Source organism: Shewanella gelidii (assembly GCF_014647855.1).
Taxonomy (GTDB): Bacteria; Pseudomonadota; Gammaproteobacteria; order Enterobacterales; family Shewanellaceae; genus Shewanella; species Shewanella gelidii.
In genome coordinates this window covers 66,458-80,395 of sequence record NZ_BMPZ01000012.1, presented here as the reverse complement: position 1 = coordinate 80,395, position 13,938 = coordinate 66,458, and the positions used below count along the sequence as shown (strand labels likewise).

Genomic DNA, 13,938 nt, shown 5'->3' with positions numbered 1-13,938 from the left:
ATATTATTTTCGCACAAAAGTTTCCAACTTCACAACGGAAACTCTGCAACCAGTTGCCCTTGGCTCATTGTCGCGAGCAATTCGGTCAATTTCGATTGAAGTCGCTTCGGAATCGCAAACTCTATTCGCACCTTATCGGTAAAGCTTGTTTCAAGAACGATTCCGTCAGCAAGCTTAATCGCGTGTTCTACATCTTTAAGTTGATGATATTCGCATATTAAACGCCCAGAAAACCGAATCTGTTTTACCTGGGTTTCGAGTTGTGAAACACCTTGTTTGACCCCAGAGGAGTAAGCACGTACTAACCCGCCAACACCCAACTTAGTACCACCATAGTAACGAATAACCACAGCAGCGATTTCACCAATGCCGCTGCCGACCAAGCAAGCTAATATGGGGCGGCCAGCACTACCAGAGGGCTCACCATCATCACTGCACCCCGTCGCCACATCATTCCATGGCTCTGCAAGCACAAAAGCATAGCAATAGTGACTTGCTCCCGGGTAATTCAGCTTTATTTTGGCAAGCTCACTTTTAAATACTTGTTCTGACGGGCAGTGAAATAACAAAGAGATAAAACGGCTATGTTTTATCTCTTCTTCAATTTCTAAAGCTTGAGCTGGGACAGGATACTGATCAGTCAATGAGGCCACACTCTCGAGTCATATTTTCATTCCTGTCTTGGTGAACGACGACGTTATCTTCGATACGAATGCCACCAAATGGTCTGAACGCATCGACGGTTTGCCAGTTCACCAACTGATGACGTTGATCCGCTTTTATTTCAGCAAGCAAACTGTCAATGATATAGAGACCAGGTTCAATGGTTACCACATGGTTCGCCTCTAGTGTTCGTGTACAGCGTAAAAATGGATGAGCTTCAGGAGGGGCGATATGAGTACCGCGTTCATCGTGTAGGTAGCCACCCATATCATGTACCTGCAAACCTAGCATATGGCCTAGGCCATGGGGGAAAAATACACTGGTAATTCCATGCGCAATAAGATCTTGAGGATCGCCGAGGGCAAATTCAAAATCAATCAATACTTGGGCAACTTTTTGGTGATTTGCGATATGAATATCCGTAAAGCTCGCACCCGGACGCAACATATCAACCAATTCTAGCTGCAATTTGTCCATGGCAACAATGAGTTCATCAAAGCGATTTTTGCTAAAAGCATACGTTCGAGTGATGTCCGCTGCGTAGCCAAAATAACTAGCACCAGCATCAATTAAGAACGAGTGTCTTTGTATCGGGCTTTGGTGTTCCAAAGCCGTATAGTGAAGAATGGCAGCGTTTTCGTTCAATGCGATAATACTGTTATAAGGAACCTCTTCTTCCCCTTGTCCTATCGCGGCCAAGTAAGATTGCTGGATCTCAAATTCACTTGCTCCGTTATAAAATGCTGTTTTAGCGGCTTTATGGCCTTGCACTGCAATTTGATTTGCCCGACGCATACACACCAGCTCATATGCGGTTTTCGTTGCACGATGGTAATGCATATAGTTCATAACGGCTTCAGGGTTTCGCAATTTAAACCCCAGAACATCTGCCACATCAATATGCTCACCAATGTATGCCCAACGCTCAATATCAGCAGGTAAAAATGGCGCGACCTGATCCGCTTTCTCTAAGAATTTGATATTGAAACACTCAGTCCAAAAAATATCTGGCAAGTCAGCAACTTTGTGCCAAAAATCCACAGGTCGAAAAAAAATTAAAGTTGGTTTATCAACGCCGTTAACCAGCAACCAACAGTTCGGATTGTCGATAACAGGTAGCCATGCTTTAAAGTGAGGGTTCACCTTAAACGGGTAATTCATATCATCTAAAAACTGCCGATGCGGCTGACCAGAATGGATAACAAGACCTGCGAGCTGCTCTCGCTGCAAAACATCTGCAACCCTTCGATTCAGCTCAGAAATGTGTTGCTGGTAGCGCTGTGCTAGATGTTCCATTCAATCTTCCTTCAAAAATTCATGCGTTTGAACCACAGATAACTCGTCATCTCTGCCCATTTTGAACCATAGCCAATCAGGCTAACCTTGCTTGAATTTTTTTATTGTAAAGCCCCTCGCCAGAGAATAATAGTTTTCGTCATACCCAATAATGGCCAGTAACAACCAACAAAATTAAACAACCGTTTAAATTGAGTGTTGAAATTTAACTAATTTGGTAGCACACTGGACAAACTTGGTCAAAAGGTGACCTAGATCTCATTGCGCACAAAACCAACCTTAGGTAAGTCACATCAACTTTACTTAAGCACGATTTAACGTTGCGTAGAGCCGCCGAACCATACAAATAGGCTCAATGAAAAAGGAATAAAGCAATGATCTACCAAAGCCCTACGATTCAGGTTGAGCGAGTTATGGACGAAAACCATATCGCCAACCTCTGCTTCAATGCTCCAGGTTCTGTCAATAAGCTTGACCGAGAAACCATTCATTCATTTGGAGAAGCGTTAGATGCTATCGCGGCCGATAAAAGCATTCATGGTCTCATTGTGACTTCAGGGAAAGACAACTTTATTGTCGGCGCAGACATTACCGAATTTGTGGAAATGTTTGCAGTAGAAACTAATGAGCTGCTCAGCTGGATCGCAAAAGCAAATGTAGTGTTCAATAAGCTTGAAGATATCGCCATCCCAAGTGTGGCCGCAATCAAGGGGTTTGCTCTTGGCGGCGGTTGTGAAACCGCGATCGCAACAGACCTAAGGGTTGCAGACACCAGTACGAGAATAGGATTGCCCGAGACCAAACTCGGTTTAGTCCCAGGGTTTGGTGGCACAGTACGCTTACCAAGAATGATTGGCGCAGATAACGCGCTAGAGTGGATAACCTCAGGTAAAGAACACAGAGCCGAAGCTGCACTGGCTGTTGGGATAGTCGACGCCGTCGTTGAGCCAGAAGCACTACACAAAACAGCCATTAAGATGCTAAAAGATGCCATTGCAGAAAATATCGACTGGCAGTCTCGACGAGCTCGCAAGCAAGCACCATTAGCATTACCCAAGCTTGAAGCCATGATGTCATTTGCGACAGCGAAAGGCATGGTTTATAAAGTTGCGGGCAAACACTATCCAGCACCAATGGCAGCAGTCGATGTAATTGAAAAGGCCGCAAACTGTAGCCGTGATAAAGCTTTAGTCATCGAACACCAAGCATTTGCTACTCTAGCGAAAACAGAAGCAGCACAAGCGCTTATTGGTATATTTCTGAACGATCAAGTCGTAAAAGGAAAAGCTAAAAAGGCTGCTAAGCTCGCAAATAAAGTTGAAAGCGCAGCGGTTCTCGGTGCTGGCATCATGGGGGGAGGCATCGCTTATCAAAGCGCAAGTAAAGGCACCCCAATCGTGATGAAAGATATCAACCAAGCTGCACTTGATTTGGGATTAGGCGAAGCGTCAAAACTGCTTGCCGGTCAAATTAAACGCGGCCGCGCTACGCCCGCAAAAATGGCCAAAGTACTCAACCAGATTACACCCGCACTCGATTATGCCCCAGTCAAAAATGCAAATATCATTGTAGAAGCTGTTGTTGAACATCCAAAAGTGAAGGCGCAAGTTCTCGCTGAAGTAGAGCAATATGTCAACGAGCAAGCGATTCTTGCTTCAAACACATCTACGATTTCTATAAGTTTGCTCGCCAAAAGCCTTAAGAGACCAGAGCGTTTTTGCGGAATGCACTTCTTTAACCCTGTTCACAAAATGCCACTTGTCGAAGTCATTCGTGGCGAGCATAGCTCTGAAGAAACGATCGCGTCTGTTGTCGCTTACGCAAGTAAAATGGGCAAAACACCAATTGTCGTCAATGATTGTCCAGGTTTTTTCGTAAACAGGGTGTTGTTCCCATATTTCGCCGGTTTTAATGGCTTGTTGGCAGACGGTGCTGATTTAGCGCAAGTCGATAAGATTATGGAAAAGCAATTTGGCTGGCCCATGGGTCCGGCTTACCTACTTGACGTTGTTGGGCTCGATACCGCGAACCATGCGCAATCAGTGATGGCAGAAGGGTTCCCTGAGCGCATGGCGAAACCTAACCAAGATGCTATTAGCATTATGTTTGAAGCAAAGCGGTTTGGCCAAAAGAACAGCCAGGGCTTTTATCAATACTCTGTTGACCGACGGGGTAAGCCAAAGAAAGAGCAAGACCCCAAGAGCTATCAGTTGCTTGCCGATACCTTTGGCCAAATCAAGGAGTTTAGTGCAGAGGAAGTGATTGCCCGAACCATGATTCCAATGATTATTGAAACCGTTCGCTGCTTAGAAGAAGGCATCATAGCATCACCGGCTGAAGCAGATATGGGCCTCATTTATGGCATTGGGTTCCCGCCATTTAGAGGGGGGGTATTCCGATATCTAGATACCCTTGGAATCGCTAAATTTGTAGAAATGGCAGATCAATACGCCCACCTAGGTGGACTATATCAAGTCACCGACAACATGCGCGAAAGAGCCGCGAGCAATACTCGCTATTACTCAGCATAAATTGGCAAGGATAATAGAAATGAAACAAGCAGTTATCGTAGATTGTATTCGTACGCCAATGGGGCGCTCAAAAGCCGGCGTATTTAGAAATGTTCGTGCTGAAACCCTTTCTGCAGAGCTAATGAAAGGCTTATTAAGTCGCAACCCACAGGTCAAGCCAGAAGATGTAGAGGATGTTATATGGGGTTGTGTGCAACAAACGCTAGAGCAAGGCTTTAATGTTGCCCGCAACGCGTCATTATTGGCGGGGATCCCCAAAGAAGCAGGCGCCGTAACCATTAATAGACTTTGTGGTTCTTCGATGGAGGCCCTTCATCAAGCAGCAAGGTCAATCATGACAGGAATGGGCGATACATTCATCATTGGCGGTGTTGAGCATATGGGCCATGTGCCAATGAACCACGGGGTCGATTTTCATCCCGGCTTAGCAAATAATGTCGCTAAAGCTTCGGGAATGATGGGGCTTACAGCTGAAATGCTCGGAAAAATGCATGGCATCTCAAGAGAAGCACAAGATCAATTCGCAGTACGCTCCCACCAAAAAGCGAACGAGGCGACAAAAGAAGGTCGCTTTGCAAACGAAATATTCCCCATAGAAGGACATGATGCAGACGGTGCTCTCGTAAAAGTCACGGAGGATGAAGTGATTCGCCCTGAAACGTCAATGGAATCACTATCAGGCTTACGGCCTGTATTCGATCCAGCAAATGGCACCGTAACCGCTGGCACTTCCTCTGCATTGTCCGATGGCGCTTCAGCCATGCTGGTAATGGAAGAAGAAAAAGCCAAGTCTTTAGGTTTGAAGATTCGAGCCCGCATTAAGTCGATGGCTATCGCCGGATGCGACCCTGCTATCATGGGCTATGGTCCAGTACCAGCAACTAAGAAAGCATTAAGTCGCGCAGGACTAACGATTGACGATATTGACGTTGTTGAACTTAACGAAGCATTTGCTGCTCAATCGCTACCTTGCGTAAAAGATCTCGGCTTAAGTCATGTCGCGGAAGATAAAGTTAACCTCAATGGCGGTGCGATTGCATTGGGTCACCCATTGGGTTGTTCTGGGGCGAGAATATCAACGACGTTGATAAACCTCATGGAGCACAAACAGGCAAAGTATGGACTAGCCACAATGTGCATTGGGCTTGGGCAAGGTATTGCAACAGTATTTGAAAGAGTTGATTCTTAACACTTCCAATCCTTTTAAAGGGCTGCAGTTTGTGCAGCCCTTTTCTTTGGCTCGAATTTCAGCCAAAGCCTATGTTCCACGTGAAACAATCAGAAATTCAGTGCAAGGACTTCATAAGCTTTGTTCTTGGTTTGTCTCCCCCTATCAAGTAAAATTCATTACATCTAAATTAAAGCACCATTATTCAAGGTATATCCAATGAGTCAGCAGTACGACCAACTTGCCAGTAAAGCCCAACACAAACTTGACGCTTTGGGCCTACGATGTCCAGAACCCGTCATGATGGTAAGGAAGTCTGTTCGAAAAATGGTAGATGGAGAAATTTTGTTAATTACTGCAGATGATCCAGCAACAACTCGGGATATACCTAGCTTTTGCGAATTTATGGACCATACATTATTAGAAAGCTTTACCGACACGACGCCCTATCTTTATTTAATCAAAAAGGGTCTTTAACTTTTAACGTCCAAAGCCAAAAGGAAAGCGAATGGCACAATTAATTTCCATCGCCTATAAAATCGAAAGCAAAGGCGTCATGACAGAAGTAAGTGAAGCAAGTGTAAGCTTAGAGGCCGGCGTCGAAAACGATAGATTAGGAAGACCGGGAAAACGACAAGTAACCGTCATGTCCCTTGAGCAATGGAACCAAGCCACATCTGAGTTAGCACCCACTCCGCCCACACCACTCGTATGGACCGACCGCCGCTGTAATATCCTAGTTTCAGGCATAGCCTTTTCTGCCAAGGACGTCGGGAGCCGCCTTAAAATTGGATCCCTAATACTTGAAATAACCGGCGAAACCGACCCGTGCAAAAAGATGCGTGCTGTACATCCGGGCCTAGAACAAGCACTGACCCCTAATTGGCGTGGTGGAGTGACATGTAGAGTGATTCAGCCCGCAACTATCAAAGCTGGCGATAGAGTAACGACATGTACCGATACAAGCTCCAATGCATAACCAAGCGTAAAGGTATCAAACACTTTATCAACACAAACTGTCGACATTAATGCAGGTAAAGACAGCATTAACTTCACTCACAATCATAAAACTGCAAGGACTTATTCTTTAGGCGTTACTTTATTCATCAAATTAGTAAACATCCGCCATTGTATTTTGAAACACAAACTTGCTGTAAATCACATCAAATATGTGCGATAAATAGACGCAAAATAATAATTAGATAAAGGTATATCAATGCTTTCTGCAAAAATTCATCCGCTATACGCAGCTGTTACCCTTGGCCTGTCGTTTTTGCCAATCCAAGCTACTTTCGCACAAGAAACAAATACCTCAGAACATAACGCACCATGGCAAGTTAACGCGCCAGCCGCAGCGCCTTTAAAGCAAATCAGCATTGATGTGAAAGAAGGCACATGGATGAATTTAAGTGTGAGCCCTGATGGGAGACACATTCTGTTCGATTTACTCGGAGATATTTACCAGATCCCCGTGAGTGGCGGCAAAGCAACTCCACTCGCTAACGGCATCGCATGGCAAATGCAACCGGTATACAGCCCTGACGGCCAATCCATCGCCTTTACATCAGATGAAGATGGCGGCGACAATATTTGGGTAATGGATGCAGATGGAAGTAACAAAAGAGCAGTTACTTCCGAAACCTTTAGGCTACTCAATAGTCCCGCCTGGAGCCCTGATTCACAATACTTAGTAGCCAGAAAGCACTTCACGGGAACCAGAAGCTTAGGCGCTGGTGAAGTATGGATGTATCACGTCGCTGGTGGAAAAGGGGTCAAACTAACCGAGCGACCAAACGAACAGAAAGATTTGGGTGAACCCGCCTATTCGCCAGATGGACGCTATATCTATTTTAGTCAAGATGCGACACCAGGAAAAACATTCCATTACTCTAAAGATTCAGTGAAAGGCATCTATAAGATCAAGCGCTACGATACACAAACCGGAGAGATTGAAGTTCTCATCGAAGGAACTGGCGGTGCAATAAGACCGACACCGAGTCCAGATGGGAAAAGATTGGCTTTCATTAAACGAGATGGCTTTCAATCTTCGCTATATATCCTCGATCTTCGTTCAGGCAAAAAGCAAAAGGTCTATGACAGTCTCGATCGAGATATGCAAGAAACTTGGGCTATTCACGGTGTTTACCCAACCATGAGTTGGACGAAAGATAGTGAATCTATGTTTTTTTGGGCAAATGGTAAAATCAACCGACTCGAATTAGATGACCTTGTCGTTAAAGATGTTCCATTTCATGTTGAAGACGAACGCTCAGTTCAACAAGCTGTTCGCTATACCCAAAACCTAGACCAAGACAAGTTTGATGTAAAAATGCTACGCATGGCACAGGTCTCTCCTGATGGTAGCAAGGTGATTTACGAAGCGTTGGGTAAACTATGGCTGCAAAGTGTAGAAGGCGGTAAAGCAAAACGTTTGACCAAGTATGATGAAAACTTGCGCGAGCTGGATCCGCAATGGTCGCGAGATGGTAGAAAGATTGTTTTTACGACTTGGGATGATAAGCAACAAGGCAGCGTAAAAATCATCTCGGTTCGTAATGGCCGCGTTAAAACGCTCACCTCAGAACCGGGAAAATACGTAGAGCCAACTTTCTCACCCGATGGTGAGCACGTTGCCTACAGAAAAGCCAAAGGCGGCTTTATAACACCTAAAACTTGGTCGCAAAACCCAGGACTTTATAGAGTCGATGCTAAAGGGAAAAAAACCGTAAAAATCTCTACCAATGGTTTTTTACCTCAGTTTGGCGCAGATAATAATCGGATCTATTTCATAGAAAATGGCGAAACGCCACAATTTAGTTCTGTGGGTGTTAACGGCCACGATAAGCGAATTCACTACACCAGTAAGCATGCAACTGAGTTTAGAATTTCCCCCAATGGCAAGCACCTTGCGTTTGCTGAGCGTTTTAAAGTTTGGGTAACACCATTTGCAAAGCACGGTGAGACGATAAATATTGGTCCAAAAGCTACGAACCTACCCATATCGCAGCTCAGTACACGTGCTGGCGAAAGCATCAGCTGGAACAATAAGAGTAATCAATTGTATTGGACTTTAGGGCCTGAGCTTTACCAAGCCAAAGTTGATACAAACTATCAAACCAACGAAGAAACTGATAAGCCGACTGTCAGTATGTCAAAAATTGGCTTTGAGCAAAAATCAGATGTTCCACGTGGAACAATTGCATTTGTTGGCGGCCAAGTCATCACCATGGAGAATGATGAAGTTATCGCAAAAGGCACTGTTGTAGTTAAAGACAATCATATTATAGCTGTTGGATCATCTGAAGATATTAGCATTCCTTCCGGCGCAACCATCATCGATATCGAAGGTTCAACAATAATGCCCGGCCTATTTGATGCACATGCGCACGGCTCCCAAGGGGAGAGTGAGATTATTCCGCAGCAAAATTGGCAACAGTATTCCAACCTATCCCTCGGTGTAACAGCAATACATGATCCTTCCCATGATACGACGGAGATTTTCGCTGCGTCAGAAATGCAAAAAGCAGGTCGAATTTCTGCGCCGCGTATTTTTTCAACCGGTACGATTTTATATGGCGCGAACCTTCCGGGTTATACATCTCATATAGACTCCTTAGAAGACGCAAAATTTCATTTAGAGCGACTAAAAAAAGTTGGCGCCTTTAGTGTGAAAAGTTATAACCAACCCCGAAGAAATCAAAGACAACAAGTTATAGCTGCAGCTAGAGAACTAGAAATGATGGTCGTGCCCGAAGGTGGCAGCCTATTGCAACACAACCTTTCGATGATCGCTGACGGACATACGAGTATTGAACATTCACTTCCATCTGCAAAAGTCTATGACGATATCAAACAGTTCTGGAGCCAAACAGAAGTAAGCTATACGCCAACGCTCGTGGTTGCCTATGGTGGCATATCAGGTGAGCATTATTGGTATGATAAAACTGACGTTTGGTCTCACCCCCGATTGTCAAAGTATGTTCCTGCAGATCTATTGCACCCACGCTCTATGCGACGAACCAAGGCGCCGGATGAACACTACAACCACTTCAACGTTGTCAAAGTAGCAAATGAACTGAACGAACTTGGCATCAAGCCAAATATAGGCGCTCACGGACAGCGAGAAGGGCTTGCGGCACACTGGGAGATGTGGATGTTCGCACAGGGGGGAATGAATAACTTAGAAGTACTAAAAACTGCGACCATTAACCCTGCGACTCACTTTGGTATGGATCATCAAATCGGCTCTTTGAAAGAAGGGAAACTTGCCGACCTAATCGTCATCGATGGAAATCCACTTGAGAACATTCGCCACACCGACAGAGTAAGCTACACAATGGTCAACGGTAAGCTTTACGACTCCAAGACGATGAACCAGTTAAACGGTGACAAGATAAAGCGTAAGCCCTTCTATTTTGAATAACGTCAACGAGTAAAATAAAAAGGGAGTGTTTCACGTGAAACACTCCCCTTAACCAAACAAAACTAGACAACCTTTTTATAACAAAAACAATCAGATGTGTGGTCAACCACCATACCTACAGCCTGCATAAATGCATAACAAATTGTTGGTCCAACAAAGTTAAATCCCAATTTTTTTAAAGCTTTTGACATTGCTTCAGACTCTAATGTTTTCGCAGGCAACTCAGCCGTAGACTCATAATGATTTACCTTGGGTTGACCGCCAACAAAATCCCAAAGAAATTCAGAGAAATCCCCACCGCTTTTTGTAAATTCGATATAGCCTTTCGCATTGCGAATAATAGACTGTATTTTTAATCTATTTCTAACGATTCCTGCATTTTGCATTAGCTCGTCCACTTTTACATCGTCAAACTGGGAAACTATAACAGGGTCAAAATTGGCAAAAGCATCTTCATAATTCTTTTGCTTTTTTAATATCGTTATCCACGACAGCCCCGCTTGTTGCCCATCCAAACAAAGCTTGGCGAAGAGTTCTATCGGATCACGAACAGGCCGTCCCCAGACGTGGTCATGGTAATCTTGGTACAAAGGATCATCACTGACCCATGCGCAACGCTTCACATCCATAATCATGATCCTTAGCAATTAACTTCATCTGATAAAAAATAACCTACATTTGCTAGAGGCGACAAGGTATAATCGACCCCATTTTTTGGATTGTCCTTACCTTTTACAGGCGATGACAACAAATATTTTTGACTGGCATGCTCAGCTCTTTTCGAGCCCTAAACAATAGAGTATAAAGGTTATTCGCAGATTTTTCGGCATCACCGCCTGACAACGTAGATAGTAGACATGACGACGAAACATGATGTAAAAACATTCCAGGGTTTCATAATGACCCTGCAGGAATACTGGGCGCAGCAAGGTTGCGCAATTGTTCAACCTCTCGATATGGAAGTCGGTGCCGGCACCTTCCATCCGCAAACATTTTTGCGCTCATTAGGCCCAGAACCTATGAGCAGCGCCTATGTTCAGCCTTGTCGTCGTCCTACTGATGGCCGCTACGGTGAAAATCCGAACCGCTTACAACATTATTACCAGTATCAGGTCGTTCTCAAACCATCACCGAGCAATATTCAGGAATTGTACCTTGGCTCCCTTGAAGCACTAGGCTTGGACATGAGTATTCATGACGTGCGCTTTGTAGAAGACAACTGGGAGTCTCCAACACTTGGTGCGTGGGGCTTAGGTTGGGAAGTTTGGCTCAATGGTATGGAAGTGACTCAATTTACCTATTTCCAACAAGTTGGTGGATTAGAATGTAGCCCTGTTACGGGCGAGATTACCTACGGTCTAGAGAGGCTCGCAATGTACATTCAAGAAGTAGACAGTGTTTACGATCTTGTTTGGACTGATGGCCCGATGGGCAAGGTAATGTATGGTGATATTTTCCATCAAAATGAAGTAGAACAGTCTGCATACAACTTTGAACATGCAAATGTAGAAGTACTATTTAAAACTTTTGAAGATTGCGAACAGGCTTGTCAAAAACTGTTAGGGCTCGAAAAGCCATTGCCTCTCGCAGCCTACGAACAAGTGATGAAAGCCTCCCACGCCTTTAACTTACTTGATGCTCGACACGCGATTTCAGTGACTGAACGCCAGCGCTACATTTTACGCGTTCGCACCATGGCAAAGGGTGTCGCAGAATCTTATTATCAAGCCCGTGAAGCCCTTGGTTTCCCAATGTGTAAGTAGAGGTATTGCAAACATGAAATTTGAAAACTTACTTATTGAAGTGGGAACAGAAGAACTTCCACCAAAGTCCCTCCGCAAATTAGCAGAATCGTTTTTAGCTAATTTTGTTGATGAACTAAAAAAAGCTGAGCTTAACTATGCATCTGCTGTATGGCATGCATCTCCTCGCCGTTTAGCACTTTGTATCAATGAATTAGCTTTATCCCAAGCGGATAAAATCGTAGAGAAGCGCGGCCCTGCAGTCGCACAGGCATTCGATGCAGAGGGCAATCCGACGAAAGCCGCTCAAGGGTGGGCTCGAGGAAATGGTATCTCAGTCGATGAAGCTCAAAGGCTGAAAACAGATAAAGGTGAATGGCTATTACATCAAGCAAAAGTTATTGGTGTAGAAACAAAAACGCTTATTCCTGGAATGGCGCAACGTGCACTGGATAAACTACCAATTCCAAAGCCAATGCGTTGGGGTAGCTCAAAAACCCAGTTTATTCGCCCTGTCCATACGGTAACCATGCTTTTAGGCGCTGACCTCGTCGCAGGTGAATTGCTCGGCATACAGTCAGCAAGAAACATCCGTGGTCACCGCTTTATGGGTCAACCAAGTTTTGAGCTTGATCATGCAGACAACTATGTAAACATGCTGAAAGATACCGGCAAGGTTATTGTTGATTATCAAGCTCGTAAAGACATGATCAAAGCAGATGCTCAGGTAGCAGCAAAGGACATTGGTGGAACAGCAGACTTAGAAGACGACTTACTCGAAGAAGTCACTTCTCTCGTTGAATGGCCCATTATACTCACGGCAAATTTTGAAGAAAAGTTCTTGGATGTGCCGCCTGAAGCTCTCGTCTATACCATGAAAGGTGACCAAAAATACTTCCCGGTATTTGGTGAGGAAGGCCAGTTACTTCCAAACTTTATTTTCGTTACCAACATCGAATCTAAAGATCCTCAACAAATAATTTCTGGCAACGAAAAAGTGGTTCGCCCTCGCCTCGCTGATGCAGAGTTCTTCTTTGAGACCGATAAGAAGAATAGCCTTGAATCTCGCCTTGAAAGCTTAGAAACCGTTGTTTTCCAAAAACAATTAGGCACCATCAAAGACCGAGTAGCAAGGATCTCCGAGCTCGCAGGCTTTATTGCTTCTGGGATTGAAGCAAACGTAACTGATGCGAAACGCGCAGGGTTACTTTCTAAGTCTGATTTGATGACCAATATGGTAATGGAATTTACTGATCTTCAAGGCACAATGGGGATGCATTATGCCCGTCTAGACGGTGAATCAGAAAATGTCGCAATCGCATTAGAGCAACAGTATAAACCGAAGTTTTCAGGTGATTCTGTACCCACAGCACCAATTTCGATGAGTCTCGCACTTGCAGAAAAATTGGATACTTTAGTCGGTATTTTTGGCATCGGCCAAGCCCCCAAAGGTGCTGCGGATCCGTTCGCACTGCGTCGTGCTGCAATTGGTATTCTAAGAATCATCGTTGATAATAAGCTTTCTTTAGACCTTGTCGACTTAATTGCAAAAGCACAAGCACTTCACGGCAAAAACCTCTCAAATGAAGCGACTGCCGAGCAGGTTCTTGAATTCTTGATGGCACGCTTCCGTGCCTGGTATCAAGATAAAGGAATTGAAGTTGATGTGATTCTCGCTGTACTCGCACGTCGTCCAACTAAACCTGCGGACTTTGATAGTCGAGTTAATGCTGTGGCACACTTCCGTGGATTAGAGCAATCTACAGCCCTTGCAGCCGCGAACAAACGAGTTTCAAATATTCTGGCTAAAGCAAGTGGTGAGATCTCTACCACGGTCAATGCAGATCTACTCCAAGAACCAGCTGAGCAAGCGCTTACGGCGGAGCTAAATGCTATCGCTCCTAAATTAAGCCCTCTATTTGCAGAAGGAAACTACCAAGAAGCATTGACAGAATTGGCGGGCCTAAGAGACTGCGTAGACCAATTCTTTGAAGATGTGATGGTTATGGCAGATGACGAAGCGCTTAAGCAAAATCGCCTAACGCTTCTATCTAAACTCAGAGAGCAATTCTTGCATGTAGCAGATATATCTTTACTGCAATAATTTAACTGACA

The 13,938-nt window shown here is 44.6% G+C and carries 10 protein-coding genes; 7 read left to right on the top strand and 3 right to left on the bottom strand.

The window, feature by feature from the left end; translation table 11 throughout:
* Positions 1 to 29: 29 nt before the first annotated feature.
* Together IEY18_RS16020 and pepQ are read right to left on the bottom strand one after the other, a co-directional pair.
* Complete coding sequence (locus IEY18_RS16020) at positions 30 to 644, bottom strand: YigZ family protein (protein WP_188922688.1); 615 nt, start codon at positions 642 to 644, stop codon at positions 30 to 32.
* Positions 637 to 1,959 carry a Xaa-Pro dipeptidase gene (gene pepQ / locus IEY18_RS16015; protein WP_188922686.1) on the bottom strand — a complete coding sequence of 441 codons (1,323 nt, stop codon included), beginning with the start codon at positions 1,957 to 1,959 and terminating at the stop codon, positions 637 to 639. The genes IEY18_RS16020 and pepQ overlap by 8 nt, the downstream gene beginning before the upstream one ends.
* Positions 1,960 to 2,333: 374 nt before the next feature.
* Between pepQ and fadB the strand changes: the two genes are divergently transcribed.
* From fadB to IEY18_RS15990, 5 genes are all read left to right on the top strand, one after another.
* A complete protein-coding gene (gene fadB, locus IEY18_RS16010) occupies positions 2,334 to 4,490 on the top strand; it encodes a fatty acid oxidation complex subunit alpha FadB (protein ID WP_188922684.1) in 2,157 nt (718 codons plus the stop codon).
* Between the two features lie 19 nt (positions 4,491 to 4,509).
* Entirely contained in the window at positions 4,510 to 5,679 is a 1,170-nt protein-coding gene (gene fadA / locus IEY18_RS16005) for an acetyl-CoA C-acyltransferase FadA (protein ID WP_188922682.1), read from the top strand.
* A gap of 198 nt (positions 5,680 to 5,877) precedes the next feature.
* On the top strand, positions 5,878 to 6,135 hold the full coding sequence (tusA, locus tag IEY18_RS16000) for a sulfurtransferase TusA (protein ID WP_188922680.1): 258 nt from the start codon (positions 5,878 to 5,880) through the stop codon (positions 6,133 to 6,135).
* Positions 6,136 to 6,166: 31 nt separating this feature from the next.
* Positions 6,167 to 6,637: an MOSC domain-containing protein gene (locus IEY18_RS15995; protein ID WP_188922678.1), complete on the top strand. Its 471-nt coding sequence runs from the start codon at positions 6,167 to 6,169 to the stop codon at positions 6,635 to 6,637.
* A 237-nt stretch (positions 6,638 to 6,874) separates the two neighbouring features.
* A complete protein-coding gene (locus IEY18_RS15990; protein ID WP_188922676.1) occupies positions 6,875 to 10,081 on the top strand; it encodes an amidohydrolase family protein in 3,207 nt (1,068 codons plus the stop codon).
* A gap of 62 nt (positions 10,082 to 10,143) precedes the next feature.
* Here IEY18_RS15990 and IEY18_RS15985 read toward each other — a convergent pair whose 3' ends face one another.
* The gene (locus tag IEY18_RS15985) at positions 10,144 to 10,710 is read right to left on the bottom strand and encodes a DNA-3-methyladenine glycosylase I (RefSeq protein WP_188922675.1); all 567 of its coding nucleotides are present in this window, start codon (positions 10,708 to 10,710) and stop codon (positions 10,144 to 10,146) included.
* Positions 10,711 to 10,938: 228 nt separating this feature from the next.
* On the opposite strand from IEY18_RS15985, the gene glyQ reads away from it, so the two are divergent.
* Together glyQ and glyS are read left to right on the top strand one after the other, a co-directional pair.
* A complete protein-coding gene (gene glyQ / locus IEY18_RS15980) occupies positions 10,939 to 11,844 on the top strand; it encodes a glycine--tRNA ligase subunit alpha (RefSeq protein ID WP_188922673.1) in 906 nt (301 codons plus the stop codon).
* Between the two features lie 13 nt (positions 11,845 to 11,857).
* Positions 11,858 to 13,927, top strand: a complete 2,070-nt coding sequence (gene glyS / locus IEY18_RS15975; RefSeq protein ID WP_188922671.1) for a glycine--tRNA ligase subunit beta — start codon at positions 11,858 to 11,860, stop codon at positions 13,925 to 13,927.
* Positions 13,928 to 13,938: the final 11 nt, after the last annotated feature.